14 protein-coding genes are annotated in these 15876 nt (G+C 45.3%); 3 read left to right on the forward strand and 11 right to left on the reverse strand.

Annotated elements, in window-relative coordinates; genetic code table 11:
* Positions 1–62: 62 nt before the first annotated feature.
* Both MUB50_RS13930 and MUB50_RS13935 read left to right on the forward strand, forming a co-directional pair.
* A complete protein-coding gene (locus tag MUB50_RS13930; RefSeq protein ID WP_110103207.1) occupies positions 63–764 on the forward strand; it encodes a response regulator transcription factor in 702 nt (233 codons plus the stop codon).
* A 42-nt stretch (positions 765–806) separates the two neighbouring features.
* Complete coding sequence (locus tag MUB50_RS13935; protein WP_244791480.1) at positions 807–3491, forward strand: sensor histidine kinase; 2685 nt, start codon at positions 807–809, stop codon at positions 3489–3491.
* A gap of 85 nt (positions 3492–3576) precedes the next feature.
* On the opposite strand, the gene MUB50_RS13940 is transcribed toward MUB50_RS13935, so the two are convergent.
* From MUB50_RS13940 to MUB50_RS13985, 10 genes are all read right to left on the reverse strand, one after another.
* Complete coding sequence (locus MUB50_RS13940; protein WP_138276410.1) at positions 3577–4071, reverse strand: deoxycytidylate deaminase; 495 nt, start codon at positions 4069–4071, stop codon at positions 3577–3579.
* 39 nt (positions 4072–4110) lie between these two features.
* Complete coding sequence (rpiB, locus tag MUB50_RS13945) at positions 4111–4539, reverse strand: ribose 5-phosphate isomerase B (protein ID WP_015527166.1); 429 nt, start codon at positions 4537–4539, stop codon at positions 4111–4113.
* On the reverse strand, positions 4520–5602 hold the full coding sequence (locus MUB50_RS13950) for an L-threonylcarbamoyladenylate synthase (protein ID WP_173754138.1): 1083 nt from the start codon (positions 5600–5602) through the stop codon (positions 4520–4522). Before MUB50_RS13950 ends, rpiB begins: the two co-directional genes overlap by 20 nt.
* 12 nt (positions 5603–5614) lie before the next feature.
* Complete coding sequence (locus MUB50_RS13955; protein ID WP_173754137.1) at positions 5615–6196, reverse strand: HD domain-containing protein; 582 nt, start codon at positions 6194–6196, stop codon at positions 5615–5617.
* A 128-nt stretch (positions 6197–6324) separates the two neighbouring features.
* Positions 6325–8583, reverse strand: a complete 2259-nt coding sequence (locus MUB50_RS13960; protein ID WP_244791478.1) for a DUF2298 domain-containing protein — start codon at positions 8581–8583, stop codon at positions 6325–6327.
* An 18-nt stretch (positions 8584–8601) separates the two neighbouring features.
* The gene (locus tag MUB50_RS13965) at positions 8602–9312 is read right to left on the reverse strand and encodes a glycosyltransferase family 2 protein (protein WP_118626161.1); all 711 of its coding nucleotides are present in this window, start codon (positions 9310–9312) and stop codon (positions 8602–8604) included.
* Positions 9302–11299, reverse strand: coding sequence for a hypothetical protein (locus tag MUB50_RS13970; RefSeq protein ID WP_118626159.1), 1998 nt, complete (start codon positions 11297–11299; stop codon positions 9302–9304). The genes MUB50_RS13965 and MUB50_RS13970 overlap by 11 nt, the downstream gene beginning before the upstream one ends.
* Before the next feature lie 69 nt (positions 11300–11368).
* Positions 11369–12088 (reverse strand): N-acetylmuramoyl-L-alanine amidase, encoded by a 720-nt coding sequence (locus tag MUB50_RS13975; RefSeq protein WP_227752328.1) that lies wholly within the window; start codon positions 12086–12088, stop codon positions 11369–11371.
* Between the two features lie 85 nt (positions 12089–12173).
* Positions 12174–13823 carry a glycosyl hydrolase family 18 protein gene (locus tag MUB50_RS13980; RefSeq protein WP_118626157.1) on the reverse strand — a complete coding sequence of 550 codons (1650 nt, stop codon included), beginning with the start codon at positions 13821–13823 and terminating at the stop codon, positions 12174–12176.
* A 185-nt stretch (positions 13824–14008) separates the two neighbouring features.
* Positions 14009–14278, reverse strand: coding sequence for a hypothetical protein (locus MUB50_RS13985; protein WP_021651392.1), 270 nt, complete (start codon positions 14276–14278; stop codon positions 14009–14011).
* Positions 14279–14636: 358 nt separating this feature from the next.
* Here MUB50_RS13985 and MUB50_RS13990 point away from each other — a divergent pair, with 358 nt between their 5' ends.
* On the forward strand, positions 14637–15404 hold the full coding sequence (locus tag MUB50_RS13990) for an adaptor protein MecA (protein ID WP_244791476.1): 768 nt from the start codon (positions 14637–14639) through the stop codon (positions 15402–15404).
* A gap of 106 nt (positions 15405–15510) precedes the next feature.
* Here the strand turns inward: MUB50_RS13990 and MUB50_RS13995 are convergent, their stop codons facing one another.
* Entirely contained in the window at positions 15511–15711 is a 201-nt protein-coding gene (locus tag MUB50_RS13995; protein ID WP_015527179.1) for a DUF1858 domain-containing protein, read from the reverse strand.
* Between the last annotated feature and the right edge of the window lie 165 nt (positions 15712–15876).

The following is a 15876-nucleotide window of genomic DNA, read 5'->3' on the forward strand; positions in this document are numbered from 1 at the left end:
ATTTACCCCTTTCGTCTTAATTTCCGACTGCTATTCTAACAACATCAGGGAGGTACAAAAAAGTGGCTAACATACTTGTTTGCGATGACGACAAAGACATCGTGGAAGCTATCGAAATCTATCTTACACAGGAAGGCTATTGCATCCTGAAAGCCTATGACGGACAGGAAGCGCTGGATATCCTGAACAGCGAAACTGTAGATCTGCTGATCATCGATGTGATGATGCCCCGTCTCGACGGAATCCGGGCAACAGTCAGGATCCGGGAAAGCAATCCTCTGCCCATCATCATCCTGTCCGCAAAATCTGAAGACACGGACAAAATCCTTGGACTTAACATCGGTGCAGATGACTATATCACCAAACCCTTCAATCCTCTGGAGCTGATCGCCAGGGTAAAATCTCAGCTGCGCCGGTACACACAGCTTGGCTCCGCTGCACCGGCATCATCGGAACACATCTACACAACCGGAGGTCTTACGGTAAACGATGACAAAAAAGAGGTGCTGGTAGATGGAGAAGCGGTACGGATGACGCCCATCGAATATAATATCCTGCTTCTTCTCATGAAAAATCCCGGACGTGTTTTTTCCACCACGCAGATCTACGAGAGCATCTGGAATGAAGATGCTCTGGCCGCGGATAACACTGTAGCCGTCCACGTCCGTCACATTCGCGAAAAGATTGAGATCAATCCCAGGGATCCCCGCTATCTGAAAGTTGTCTGGGGCCTGGGTTATAAAATCGAAAAACTGAGCCGGTGAGCCAGCCGGCCATGAAGTATCTGTACTTCAGAAAGGGGTATTATGAATAAAAATAAACATACGGGAAAAAAACGTTCATTTATGCGCATTCCTGCTCTTGTCCTTGCTCTTATCCTGCCTGTGATCATGGTCTTTTCAGCGGCACTGGTGATCCAGGCAGGTATCCGGATAGACTCTGCAGAAGATCTTAAAACAAAGGATTATTTCCAGACTTCTGCTTTTGCTGACAGCTTTTACTCAAAAATTTCCACAATCCTGTCCGGGATCTCAGCCAGGGAAATCCTGGATAAAACAAGCGAAGATGCATACATTGATCTCGGAGAGCTTTATAACGGAGATTCTCTCTCCTTCAAAAACACCTCCGGACTGGCTTATTCCTTCAATGATCTTAAGGAATGGAGTTCACAGACGATCCATTCCAATGATAACTGGATCGTCCTGGGCCTTACCACCCCGGAGGGTGAAACAAAATATATGTACTATTCTGATTTCAAAAAAGCTCTGGAAGACGGAACCCTGCAGCTAAATGCCAACTCCGGTGCCCTGAAATACGAGGGAATTTCCCAGAAAGACTGGACTGAGCGGATTCTTTCTTCTCTGAGCGCCGAATATGCAGACGGCGGCATCCAGTCACAGGAACCTCTGAAAAACATCACAGACAAAAACGGAAACGTAGTTTACACAGATGTGGCAGATATGCTCACTCCAATCCTTGAAATCCCCTGTGCACCGGAAGGTTACGGCAGTCTCCTGGATTACATGAATTCCACCTCATCCAAAACCAGGAATTTCAAAGGGAACCTGGCCGATGCCTTTGAGCAGCTGGATAATGCCCGGGATCTTTTTTCCGGCTGGACAGACGCTGCTCAGACACTGGATGAGTACAGCAGTGATAATTCCAATATCCATTATGCCTATACGGATAACACCTCACAGAAAATCTTCACAAATACAGATGCAGCCTATACTTCCGACCTGACTGATATTTCCGGTTTTTCAGACAAAAAGCCTTACGTGTTCCTAAGTGTCAACGAAGCTGCCACAGATGAAAAAAATGCCCGGAATGGTCTTATGAACCTGAACCTTTCCGCTGCTGCAAACCCTTCTGTAGGAAACTGGATCGATCTCCTTCGAAACTCCACATACGATGAAAACTGCAGTTTTCTTGCCTGGATCGATGATACCAGCCTTCCTGTACAGGATTCCATTAAAACTGACAGACAGAATTTCCTGACTTACCGTACTTTATTTATCCCGGCTGCTGTGATCACCGTGATCAGTTTTCTGCTCTTTATCATAGATTTTATCTGGCTTACTGTCCACACCGGAAGAAGAAATTCCGATAGCGGTAATACAGACACGGCTCAGCCAGAACTGAACTTTTTTGACAGGATCTATACGGAAGCAGCAGCAGGACTCGTGTGTATCCCGGCACTTAGTGTATTGACCGCAGGACTGAGCATGCAAGCTTCCACCTATAACCTTGTCTCCTCCCTGATCATCCTAGGTATCACGATTTTCCTGATCACGTGCCTGTTCTGGATCGGCTATTTAAGCCTGATCCGCAGGATCAAAGCTCGCACCCTGTGGAAAAACAGCCTGCTTCGCAAATGCCTGAAGCTTCCCCGTCTGTGTCTTTGTAAAGCCGGTAAGCTGATCGATTTTTTCTCCAGGAATACCATCAGCAGAATACGTATGGTAGTGGGACTTGGCGTATTTCTATTCCTTGAATTTTTCTTCAGTGCCCTGCTCGCGGCATCTGATGGATGGTTCCTGATGTTTTTGCTTCTATTTCTTCTGGATCTGGGTGCGCTTTTCTGCGTCTACAAAATTGCTCTTGGACGGGAACTCATCCTTGATGGTCTGAAACGGATCACCGATGGAGAACTCACTTACAAGATCCCGGAAAAGGAACTCCGTGGTGATCAGAAAGCAATGGCACAGTATATCAACCGCATTGGTGACGGGCTGGACGCTGCCGTGGAAAAAAGCCTCAAAGATGAGCGTATGAAAACCGAATTGATCACCAATGTCTCCCATGATCTGAAAACGCCGCTGACTTCCATCATCAATTACATTGATCTGCTGAAAAGACTGAACCTCAAAGATCCGGAAGCACTGAAATATCTTGAGATTCTGGATTCGAAGGCACATCGTCTGAAAAGTCTGACCGAAGATGTAGTCGAAGCTTCCAAAGCCAGTGCTGGAAATCTCTCCCTGGAAATGGCGGATCTGAACTTTGTGGAAATGCTTTACCAGGTGATGGGCGAATTTGAAGAACGGATGGAAAACAGACATCTGACCCTGATGACACATCTGCCTGATTCTCCTGCCATGATCTATGCCGATGGCAGACGGATGTGGCGTATCCTTGAAAATCTTTTCGGCAATATTCTGAAATATGCCATGGAGAACACAAGGGTCTATGCGGAAGTTCTTCTGGAAAAAGATCAAGTCATCTTTACCCTGAAAAATATTTCCGCACAGCCTCTGAACATTCCGGCTGAAGAACTGACCGAACGTTTCATCCGCGGCGATGTTGCCAGAAATACAGAAGGCAGCGGACTTGGATTATCCATCGCACAGAGCCTTACGCAGCTTCAAGGTGGCACCTTTAAACTTTATCTGGACGGTGACCTTTTCAAAGTCTGCTTAAGTTTTCCACAGAAGATCTCTCACACAGCCTTATCCACACCGGAAGATCTTCATTCCGAAACACCTTCTTAACCATTCATAAAAAACAGCAGCCGAAGCCCTGATGCTATGATGGATCAGGGGCCGGGCTGCTGTTTTCTCTTATTTTTGTTCTCTTTTACACTTTAATGGTGATCTCACGGTTTGTCCGGTTATATTTATAATACCGGACTCCGGCTGCATCCAGCATTTTTTTGGATGCGATCACAGACGGAGTATCTGCATATTTATCACAGTCATATACAATAGTCCTGATCCCTGCCTGGATAATAGCCTTGGCGCATTCGTTGCAGGGAAACAGGGACACATAAAGCTTGGCACCTTCCAGACTTCCTCCCCGGTAATTCAGGATGGCATTGAGCTCACTGTGTGTCACATAAAGATATTTGGTATCCAGCGGATCTCCTTCTCTTCCCCAGGGAAACTCATCATCGGAACATCCCTTTGGAAATCCATTGTACCCCATTGACAGGATCTTGTTATCTTCACTTACGATACAGGCACCAACCTGTGAATGAGGATCTTTGGAACGCATGCCGGAAAGCATGGCAACCCCCATAAAATACTCATCCCAGGAAAGATATCCCTGTCGTTTCTGTCCTTTTTTATCCATACAGAATCCTCTTTTTTCTATTGGTTTCTTATTGATCGATCAATCCTCGATCATGTTGATTCTTCTGATATGACGCTCATCCCCGGAAAATGGTGTATCCAGGAATGTATCCACGATCTTCAGAGCAAGTCCCGGTCCTACTACACGACCGCCCATGGCCAGAATGTTGGCATCGTTATGAAGTCTTGTTGCCTCTGCAGTAAAGCAATCTGTACAAAGTGCAGCACGGATTCCCTTAAATTTATTAGCAGTGATGGAAATTCCGATACCTGTTCCGCAGATCAGGATACCTTTCTCACACTCGCCGTCCACGATCGCCTGTGCTACTTTCTTTCCATAAACAGGATAGTCTACAGATTCCGGACCATTGCATCCAAAATCTTTGTACTCCAGTCCTCTCTCTTCCAGATGCTTCTTTACCTCCTGCATCAGCTCATAGCCGCCATGATCACATCCCAGTGCTATCATTTTCTTTCTCCTCCTCAACATTGATAATTTTATGACCAGCCGCTTTCAATAAGCGGTTCATGATCGCCTGTCCCATTCTTGGTGTAAAAAATGCCTCTGAATAAATGGCACTTACATTACAGCTGTCAAAATCACGCAGGACCTCGTACAGATGATGCGCGATCGTTTCTTCCTGCTCCCGGCTTCCGATACTCTTTACGATTCCATGTGAATATCGGCCTTTTGTTTCATCTGTTGCGATAATTCCCACAGTCAGTCCCTTATCCTCAGCCTCTCCGGCTCTTTTTTCGATCTCCGCGATCACACCCTCTGTGGATCCCTCCACAATGGCAAGATCTGCCTTTGGTGCATAATGACGATATTTCATTCCCGGTGCTTTTGGATGGACCTTGCTGTCCGGTTTGATCAGCCCCTTATCCATCCTTACATCTCCAAGTGTTTCCCGGAGCATTTCCAGGGAAATATATCCCGGCCGCAGGACTACCGGTATGTCTTCTGTAAAATCTACGATAGTCGATTCCAGACCGATGTTTACCTGTCCTCCATCAATGATCATATCAATGGCTTCTCCCAGATCCTCTGCCACATGTCCCGCTGTCGTAGGACTTGGTCTTCCGGAAGTATTGGCACTTGGCGCTGCCACATATCCCCCAGCCGCAAGGATCAGCTCCTGTGCGATACGGTCACTTGGAAAACGTACTGCCACACTGTCCAGTCCTCCGGTTGTTTCCTTTGGCACGATATCTGCTTTGGGAAGGATCATTGTCAGCGGACCCGGCCAGTACTTCTCAGCCAGTACTCTGGCTTTTTCAGGAACCTCCGTAACGATCTTATCCAGGTCACGGATATCTGCGATATGTACGATCAGCGGATTGTCCGAAGGTCTTCCCTTGGCTGCATAGATCTTCATCGATGCTTTCGGATCCAGGGCGTTTCCTCCGAGACCGTATACAGTCTCTGTGGGAAATGCCACAAGCCCGCCGTTTTTCAGGATCTCGCCACCTCGGGCAATTGCCTTTCTGTCTATATTCTCCGCTGTCATAACTGCTATTTCTGCTTTCATTTTACGCTCCATTTACTGTCTGATATAAATCCCCTGCTCTTCAATAAAATCCTCCAGGTCCTGAAGGGCATCCTGTGCCCAAGTTTCGGATTTCTGAAAAGTCTTCGGGAAAAACATTTCCTTTACTATTTTTTTGCCTGTTTCTGTTTTAAAGATCTTCTCTGCACTTTTCTTTATATGTTCTTTATCCAGTCCATCTTCAAAATAATTAACCAGAAAATCAGCTTCCACAAGGATCTGATAATCCATCCCATCAATATCCTTATAGGTATGATGATGTCCTACCAGATATTCCACTCTGCGGATCACCCTATCTTGAAAGCCCAGTGCGGTAAGCATCTCTCTGGCAGCTGCCGGGCCTTCTGCTTCCTGCGTTTTTCCATCAGAGCGTCCGTATTTTTCCATACCGACTTTGATTCCGATATCATGGACGAGAGCCGCAGCTTCCAGAACATACATCGTATCTTCGTCCAGACCCTCACCCTGGCCGATCAGCCTTGAAAGATCATGTACCTTCACAAAATGCTGGATATGTTTCGGATCCCCCTGATAATAATGGATCATTTCCATATAAAGTCTGTCGATTCTGTTCATAATATCCTCCTCTCTGCTGCCATCCCGCAACTGTTGCTTTTTCTGTATACTGCCCAGCAGAAATCTCTCAGAACATATCTGTACCAGTCACATAATAGTTATATTATAGCGTTATTATGGAAAAAATGTCAATCCTGCTCCACTTTCACAATGTAGGTTCCTGACATATCATCTTCAAAGACAATGCTTCCCAGACTCTGAAGAACACTGTCATTAAGCCCTGTTCCGTATTTTTCTTTTTCCTGTCCTCCTACAAAGATATAGGAAATATCATAACGGCTGATCAGTTTTTTTACCGTCTCTGCATCTGTGGAAGTATAAATAGTCTGGATGTCCGCACTTTTTTCATTGAGGTCAGGTACATTATTTCTCCAGAGCCATTCATGCACATACCATCCCAGTACGGTCGGAAGCCCCGTAGATGCAGAAACTCTCTCATATCCGGTATAGCTGTCCCCGTTAGCCTCGAGCACCACAGGAGAGCCCTTGATATTCTGCTTCAGCCAGCGGATCGCCGACGCATCCTGAGGAAAATCCTGCTCAAGAAATGTAGTTGCATCCAGTCCCTGATACTCCGAAACCTTCCAGACATCCCCGAACCAGGAATGTACGGCATTTCCGAAATAGCCCACGGTCCAGAGCAGTACAAAAAGTCCCACACCTGAAAGGATCCGGATGATTTTCTGTTTGGATACCACCAGCATACGGTAAATCCCATATCCCATTGTCATTCCGAAAAGGATATATGCCTGATACGTCAGCTTGAACATAGTATTGGCTCTGGCATTTCCATTTTCATAAATATCCCGTACATATACAAGCTCCGGGATCAGAACCAGTCCGATAGCACATAAGCCCATGATCACTGCAAAAAGATCCGGAACTGTGAGCGCCTCCAGCAGCCTGTAAAGGCTTTTGTGCTTCAGTCCCCTCATTTTTTCTGTGATAACAGACAGGATCAGCAAAACAGTAAGGATTACCGGAAGCCCCCAGAGGATCAGAAGCTGATACCACAGTGAATGATGCTGTGCCAGTGCCACTCCCTGTACCATCGTATCAAATTTCAATGTAAAGGGCAGGATCACCAGATAAGAGAGACCTATGATCTCCACTGCCTGTACGATCGTCACTGCCAGGATCCTGATTATCTTCCCCTCAAATCGTATGATATTTGCGATCAGGACAACGCCGCCGGTCACTACAAAATAGATCACAAAATCCCAGTAATTGGTCCACTGGAACATGCCAAGAAAAACTGACGCCAGAAGGATATGCGGCATCAGAAGCTGTCTCAGCCAGAAAACACTGCGTTCCTGTTTTTCAGGCTCAGGCCCTCTTTTTCGGATCATTTTCAGCCATGCATAGAGCATTCCTGCCAGAAATGTCACAAACATCACATTTACCACATGGGCATGAAGATCCCCCAGGACAAACGAATAGCATGGGAATTCATGTATGGTCTTATCACTGTCATTCACCGGATTATACCCTATGTAACGTGTTGCATCCGGGAACCAGTAGCTGGCTGCTTCTGCCGCCCCCTGCATCTTCCGAATCAGCGGTAATACACAACGATAGACGATATAATGTACATTTCCTGCGATAGATACCGCAATGCCTGCAGTAATTCCTGCCAGTGACGGAAGATATTTCTTCTTTCCATCCAGCCGTCCATACAGCCTGTCCTTCGTCATCTGACGGACCAGCGAAAACGGATACACAAAGGCAAACGCTGCCACAAAGGTACGCATCAGATTATAAGTCACTTCCACTCTGCTTCCTGTAAGCTTCGTAAGAAATACTGCAAAATACTGCCCGCCATAGTAATAATTGATGGTTCCCTGAGAATACCAGAGATCACGTGCAGGAAGAGTTTTGCTCCGCATCATGGCCTCCATGAAGCCATAATCCATAAATTTTTCTGTTCCGTATGCCTGCGGCCGGAATCCAGCCAGATAAGTCCAGAGCAGAAAAATCCCAAAAAACAAAAGCTCCTCCCGAAAGATCAACCGGATCTTTCCTGACGGATAGCATTCAATCCCATGCTTCAGCTGAACATGAAAAAGTACAGCACACAAAATGCCAACAGCCACAGATACTCCTACACACACTGCTGCTGTAAAAGGAAGAATTTCCACCGCTACCAGAAACCAGGTGAGAAATCCGGTAACCGCAATGGCAAGTACCTTTGAAAAAAGCCAGCCCCGGTCTTCAAAGCCTCCGAAAAGCCTTCCTGTGACCGGCATTGCCACCATTCCCATAAACAGTGCAAGCAGCCACCACGTCCAGAATGTCCATACATCTCCTCCCAGGAGATACGCAGAAAGTACTGTCAGGATCACTGCTGCAGTCAACTCCGGAAATAATTCTCTGATCTTTTTTTTCATCCTTCTGTCCCCCCTGTATCAGATCCTGCTCCGCAGACGGATAAAGTCCGCAAATGCCTGTCTTCCGATCTTTATGATCCGTTTCATGTTGATAGAGTTTTTTCCGGCCTGTCTCGGTCGGAATGTGATGGGGATATATTCCACATAAAGCTGATGTTTTTCATAGATCACAGTCATCAGCACATTGGAAAGGAAAAATCCGTCTGGGATACGCTTCAGTACTTTGGCGAGCTGTTTTCCCTCCATCAGCCGATATGGCGTATTTGCATCTTTTACCCAGGTTCCAAAAATAAGAAAAAGCACAAGCCGCAGTATTCTTGTCACAAAAATCCTGGAGAGCCCATCCTCTCTCTTCTGCCGGTAACCGATAAGAAGCCCGCACTTTTGACGTTTTTCCCAGAACTGCCAGAATTCCTCCGGAAGTGTCTGCCCGTCTGAATCCGTCTGAAAAATATAATCAGCATCTTTTCCCACTGCGTAACGATATCCTCTGAGTATTGTTCCTCCATGCCCTTCATTCGGTTTATCAATTCCTATAAGACGGTCATACTTTTTCTGATAGTCCTGTATTTTTTTGTAGGTAGCATCTTTGCTGCCGTCATTCAGGATCACCAGGCGGCTGTCCCCGCCGATCTTCTCCACTACCGGATACCATTGCTCGATCACGGTCCCGATATTTTTTTCTTCATTATATGCCGGCATAATGATATATAAGCTGTCATGTTTCATAGATTCTTATTCTCCCATCCTCTGAGGTATACACCAGTGGATATGTCTCCCTGATGATATCCTCACGACATTCCTGCTGTTCAAATTCCATATCCTCCTCAAACAGGATATATGTGATCTTTTCCTGCTTTACGGCAGCTTTCAGTACCTCCGGATCATCCGTGGTATACATGAGCACTGCCTGGCCGGCACGATAGCCCGTATCGTACCCTGCAGACCATGCATAATAAGGCCATCCGCAATACAGCATGGCACCGGACATAGTAACCTCATTCATGGTATATTCCGGCGTCAGCAGAAGGTCATTTTTCTTAAGATTCGCACTGAGCCAGTCCGTCAGGCTGCTTTCCATATTTACAGTCATCCTGTGTGCGGAATCGTTATCTCTTAAGATGATCACGTAATCGTAGATCCCGGTTGCACTAAGGCAGATACAAAGGACGGCTGCCACTGCGCGACCGGCCCATTTCTTCCAGCCTTTTTTTCCCTCAAGGAAAACACATCTAACGCTCCATCCCCAGAACACTGTCACAAATGCGTAGGAGATCATCACATATTTATGGTTGACATTGATATCCGGAGTCAGCGATACCAGAAATGCAAATACCATTGGTAGCAAACAGCCCATCAGCACTGCCCGCTGACTTCTTTTCAGAAATACTGCTGCCACGATCATTCCCACAAAGAAAAATCCACTGATCTCCACCAGATACCAGAGTACACCGGAAATGCTTTTATTGTCTGCCAGAAATCCCCAGTAAAAGGATGGACTCATAACACTTCCCGACACAAAGATCTTCGACTGCAGTTCCGAAAAAAGTACCGCCAGTCCGGCACAGATCATATAATCCAGCTTACCGTCAGAAAAAACTGCCAGTCCGGCAAGGATCAGAAGACCGCCGATCAGCGCAGCTCCGTTCCAGAAGGCAGTTAATCCCAGAAACAGACCCAGAAGGATCGCCGTACCCTCATTTCTGCAGAGCCAGGCTTCTTTTGTAAAAAAGCGGTTACGGATCCACAAAAAGCCCTGTTCCTTGTGACTGCATCCGGCTTCCACCCAATCTATAAAAGTCCATACCGCTACAGCTGCCATCAGAAGACCGAAGGCCAGATGCCGCTGGTTCAGATATACATTGAAATTCCATAATCCCCAATTTTCATTGGTGGTATAACCGATAAACGCCGTATTTTCTTCCAGAGTCCGTACAAGATCCCCCGCCTGAAGATGTTCCCACAGATAACGCCAGAACGCTGTTCCGCTGCGGAAAAAAAAGAAAACAATGGCAGCTGCCCCTGCCCAGAAGCTTTTAAACATCCGGTAGCTGATCCCGTAAAGCACCATAAGAAATCCCACCAGAGACAGGATGCTTACCAGATTATATCCCAGATCAAGACGAAAGCCCAGATACTCCAGATTTCCCACAAGGAACTGGAACATAAAATGATATTTCACATCCTGCCCGCCATAATGCGGATACTGGGTTGGAAAATTATTTCCTCTGGAAAAAGATCGCATCATTGCCGTGTGGGGTGCATAATCTCCATATACAGAAAAACCGGAGTACAGAATGCCGTCTTTCATGTAAAAAACGTAAAACATCATCCAGGTCACAAAGACCGTCAGAATGCCAAAAAGCAGAAGCTCTTTTTTCAGGATCCATTTTCTGCTGATCATCCGTTCGGATATCACAAACGTTTTTTTCTGTTTTTTCTTTTTCCACCGGAAGATTCCCGAAAGCAGCAGGATATCCACCAGAAATACGATCAGATTTCCATAAAAAAGAGGATGCTCTGCCCCCGCGCATATGCTGAACATCCAGGAAAGAATATAGACTGCCCAGGTCAGCATCAGGATCCCTATTCCAAATGCTGCCGGCAGGACCACCCATATCCTGTTTCCTCTTTCAGTTGTTTGACGCGGAAACAGACATCCTGCCATTTCCAGTCCTGTTAACATACATAATATAAGATAAATGATTCCAAGCATAGGATTCTCCTTAATTCACGTAAAGTATAGCAGAATCACCTTCCTATGAAAAGGCTATTCACATTTTTTTCAATTTTTTTCGTTTTCCTTCTGTTTTTCCAGATATGTAACGATTCCATCGGCCACAGCCTCTGCTACCTTGCACTGATACTTCTCTGTCTGAAGCAGGGAAGCTTCCTCCGGATTTGTAAGAAATCCACATTCTACGATATTGATCACACCCGGACTTCGCTTCAGAAGATAATAAGTCCTGTTTCCTTTTGCCACCCGAGGCCGTACAATGGAAAGCTTCCGGTTCATGCTTTCCTGGATCGCAAGTGCCAGTGCTTTTCCGCTTTCCGAATCTTCATAATAAAATACCTGCGGACCTTTTACTCCGGGATCACTGTAGCTGTTCTGATGGATACTCACAGAAAGCACCGGTTCATATTTCCGGATCTGTTCAATACGATTCTGCAGATCCTGTGCTTTCATATTTTTTGTACCATTTTCATAAAGACCTTTATCTTCTTCCCTGGTCATCACTACGGCAAGGCCTTTTTTTTCCAGAATCCCTTTAAGTTTCATGGCAATATCCAGATTGATCCCTTTTTCCTTCAATCCACCGATTCCCACCATTCCGGAATCCATACCGCCATGGCCGGCATCCACCAGGATCACCTGATCTGCTTTTATATTTCCGGATACATCTATAAGTCTGCCTGCAGTTTCTGCCGCTTCCCATGACAGAATATAAAAACAGACCAGCATAAGAACTGCCATTGCCAATTCTATGAAATGTTTTTTCAACGCAAAACACCCCCGGCATATTTATTTTAATATATGTTGCCGGGAGTGTTTTTAGCATTGTGAAGATCACAATGTTTTCTTCTGTTTATGACAGGTTTTCTGTGATCACGCTCCAGATTCCGCTGTTCTCGAACCCAAGCTTCCACTCTGCCACACCTGCCAGTTTGTATTTTTTGATCAGTTTAACCTTTTCCGCAATAGACTTAGAGTCCTCCAGCCAGATCTGGTATGTGGCACCGTCCCCTTCATAGGTTCCGTAATTCTGACTTGTCTTTTTGTCCCAGTACGTTTCTGCTCCGTTATCACTGATCGTCTGCTGTGCCTGATCCATACCGATGGCCTCACTTGTCAGTGCACCGCCATCTGTAGTCTTCCAGAGCCTTGTGTAGAACGGGATCGCAAGGATCGTCCGTTGAGCTGCTACTTCTGAAAGCGTATCCTTAACCCCCTGTTCTACCCATGGCAGAGATGCCACGGAACCTGCGTCGGAGCCTACGTAATGCTCATCATAGCCCATAATGATCACATAATCTACAACCTTGCCCTGTTCCGCACGGTCATAATGACTGGTAAAATCTTCCGGAACCGGATTATCTACCGAAAGCACCAGGTTATTGGCGTGGCACTGGATAGAAAGCTCTCTTAAAAACTGAAGGAAATGGATTCCTGCTTCTTCGCCCAAAGATTCAAAATCAACATTGATTCCATCCAGTCCTGCTTTCAGTGCATAAGTGATCAGCTGATTCTCCAGATTCTGCCTTGAACTGGTTTTTGAAAGAACTTCTGTGGTACTCATGTTCTCATTAAAATTATCCACCAGTCCCCATACCTTCAGTCCTTTTTCATGTGCCTGCATCACATACTCCCCAGATGCAAGACTAGAAATATTTCCGGAGTTATCCGTTACAGAAAACCAGGTTGGAGAGATCACATTCACGCCTGTCATATTCTGTACCGCATCTGCGAAATAGCTGTTTGCATCTGTGCTGGTAACCTGGTGCCATGCCAGGTTCACCGGCTTATCCATGGTAAGATATGTATAGGACTCTGTCTTAAAATCCCTTTCATAATCCGTTGTATCCACGGCACTTACCTTTTTCTTCTGAACATAACCGATGTAACCGTCATCGGTTGCCACCTGATCCCAGTCCTCACCTTCATTCATCAGCCGTAGAACTGTATTCTTCGCCAGTTTGGAAAGAATCGGCGCCTTGATCCCGCCCCGGTAGCGGATCACTGTATCCTTCTTTGTGGTCACGGTCTCCACATTGGTAAATTTGTACTGTATCGCAACCCTTGCAGGATCCTGCCCTATATAAGAATCGATATCTGTATACTCTTTTACATAATCCAGTTTCAGATAAACCGTGTCATCCTTCAGCCACACGTTTCCGTCTGCCTTATCTGAAGCCGGTTCCTCTGTGAGACTGGATGGTGTTGCATACAGGATCTTCTTGTTTTCACTATCCCAGTAATATCTCTGATTCAAATATCCGTTCACTACATCCAGCGGAAGATATACATCTTCTCCTGAGATAAGTGCCTTCTCCTCCAGTTTCTCAGTTCCAAGTATCAACGCAGCCTCACCGTCTGCATTCTGTCCGTAGTATTCTGTCAGATTCATCTGTTTCCTGCTTGGTATAATCTTATTGATCCCGTAAACAGCCCCTCCGGCAAGAACGACCAGAACGATCAGCAGACCTACCACAAGGATCGGTATGTGTTTTTTTGTCATATTTTTTTCCTCTCGGTATAAAATGTCATAATTTGTTTCATTATAACATATCTTGTCTACATTTCGTTATAAAAATCGACTTTTAATAATTTTTCACAATTTCTTTAGAATTTCGGTTCCCCGCATGGTATGCATGAGTGCAGGGGATGATCGTTATCCGGGGAACCGTTTTTTCTTATGTACGGTCATTCTTTACGAATAAGATCAAAGCTTACACAGGCGATATGGCCGTCTTCATCTTCCGTATAATCCCGCATATAGACCCCGTTTTCCGCAATCTGACAGGCTTTTGCGATTTTTTTCGGAGTGCTTGGTGCTCCATTGAGATAAAGAGAAACTCCGTTCTCACGATAAAGCTCCAGTTCCCTTCGAAGGGGTTTTGCGGATTTCTTTTTTTCCTGTGATATATTTGGCGTATCCCGACCTCCTTTCCTGGTTAGATTTTCAGAAAACACCAGCAATGGTTCTCGAAAAGCTGCAACTTCCCTGTTAGGATGATACTTGTAATAAAATATAAATAATAAAATGGGGAAAATTTATCTGTGTACCGACAGACTCGCCGATGAATTTCACACAGAATCCTTATCTTCAGAAAAATATGACTTTAAGTTATCGTTACTGTCTTCTTGCTTCTGGGATGAGACAGCTTTTCTGATTTTCATTATACCTGATTTCCCTTCAGATGCAAGTCTTTTATAAGAGAATCAGAAATTTTCTTTTTTCTCAGGTTTCTGCATCTTTACATCTTGTGTATAACTGTTATATAATACAGTATGTAAAAGATTAATTTATTCACCTATAGGATGTGATCATATGAAAATAGAAAAAATCAATGAAAATCAGATCCGCTGTACCCTGACGAAAGAAGATCTGGACAGTCATCAGATCCGTATCAGTGAACTTGCATACGGTACCGAGAAAGCCAAACGTCTCTTTCGTGATATGATGCAGCAGGCACAGATACAGTTTGGTTTTGAAGCAGATAATATTCCTCTGATGATCGAGGCTATTCCTGTCAATGCCGAAAGTGTTATCCTCATTATCACTAAAGTGGAAGATCCTGAAGAACTGGATACACGTTTTTCCAAATTTGCCCCCTTCAAGGGCAACAAGCCTTCCGATACCGTAGAGATCGATGGCGCTGACAATATCATCGATATCTTCCAGAAGCTCTGTGAATCCAAACTTAAGGATCTTTCACAGAAACCGAAAGAAAAAAGGGCAGAAACTTCCACCTCTCAGGAAACAGAAACTCCGGATGCATCACAGCAGCCGGCTGAGAGTTCTGTAAAGCTTATACGCCTGTACTCTTTCCCGGAGCTGGATGATGTTATTGCCGCAGCTCATGGTATGAATGGTTTCTTTACCGGTGATAATACTCTCTATCGTGAAGGAGAAGACGGTGTCTATCAGCTGGTTCTTCATCAGTCAGACTGTACACCTGAAGAATTTAACAAGGTCTGCAATATCCTTTCCGAGTATGGCATCGGCCGCGCATTCACACCAGCCGGTGAAGCCTACTTCAGAGAGCACTGTGCACTGATCGCTGATCATGCACTTCAGAAGCTTCTGAATATCTGACAAACCAGATATCCTGCAGACAAACAAACCGCTGTCGGAATGCGATCCATATGATCTGCATTTCCCGACAGCGGTTCTTTTGTTTCAGCAAAAAAGCTTCTGTTTATTACTCACCAAGAAAATCATTGATCTGAGCTACGAGGACATCTGCATCCAGGCCATGGACCATTGCTGCTTCCTCCAGAGATTCCATCTGTGAAGACGGGCAGCCAAGACAATGCATTCCTGCTCTCATCAGGATCGGTGCGATATTCGGGTCTACAGTGAGCAGTTCTCCGATCAGCATGCTCTTTGTAACTTTTGCCATGATTGTATTCTCCTTTACTGTTTTATCGAAATATTTTCATTCCGTTCTGCTATTATAATACGAATCCGGGATGGAATCAACGGGTTATGAATTTTCAGTTTTGTTTATAAATTTATACTTGTATTCTTTATGCAGATATATTAGAATGGGGATAGAATCCCTGGT

It is taken from the genome of Blautia sp. NSJ-140 (genome assembly GCF_022868965.1).
In the GTDB taxonomy this organism is placed as follows: domain Bacteria; phylum Bacillota; class Clostridia; order Lachnospirales; family Lachnospiraceae; genus Blautia_A.

Coding starts and splice junctions, on each gene's coding strand:
- MUB50_RS13950 (WP_173754138.1), bottom strand. CDS start 5,602: ATGAAAGCAGAAATAGCAGTTATGACAGCGGAGAATATAGACAGAAAG.
- MUB50_RS13980 (WP_118626157.1), bottom strand. CDS start 13,823: ATGACAAAAAAACACATACCGATCCTTGTGGTAGGTCTGCTGATCGTT.
- MUB50_RS13995 (WP_015527179.1), bottom strand. CDS start 15,711: ATGGCAAAAGTTACAAAGAGCATGCTGATCGGAGAACTGCTCACTGTA.
- rpiB (WP_015527166.1), bottom strand. CDS start 4,539: ATGATAGCACTGGGATGTGATCATGGCGGCTATGAGCTGATGCAGGAG.
- MUB50_RS13940 (WP_138276410.1), bottom strand. CDS start 4,071: ATGGATAAAAAAGGACAGAAACGACAGGGATATCTTTCCTGGGATGAG.
- MUB50_RS13970 (WP_118626159.1), bottom strand. CDS start 11,299: ATGCTTGGAATCATTTATCTTATATTATGTATGTTAACAGGACTGGAA.
- MUB50_RS13965 (WP_118626161.1), bottom strand. CDS start 9,312: ATGAAACATGACAGCTTATATATCATTATGCCGGCATATAATGAAGAA.
- MUB50_RS13955 (WP_173754137.1), bottom strand. CDS start 6,196: ATGAACAGAATCGACAGACTTTATATGGAAATGATCCATTATTATCAG.
- MUB50_RS13960 (WP_244791478.1), bottom strand. CDS start 8,583: ATGAAAAAAAAGATCAGAGAATTATTTCCGGAGTTGACTGCAGCAGTG.
- MUB50_RS13935 (WP_244791480.1), top strand. CDS start 807: ATGAATAAAAATAAACATACGGGAAAAAAACGTTCATTTATGCGCATT.
- MUB50_RS13990 (WP_244791476.1), top strand. CDS start 14,637: ATGAAAATAGAAAAAATCAATGAAAATCAGATCCGCTGTACCCTGACG.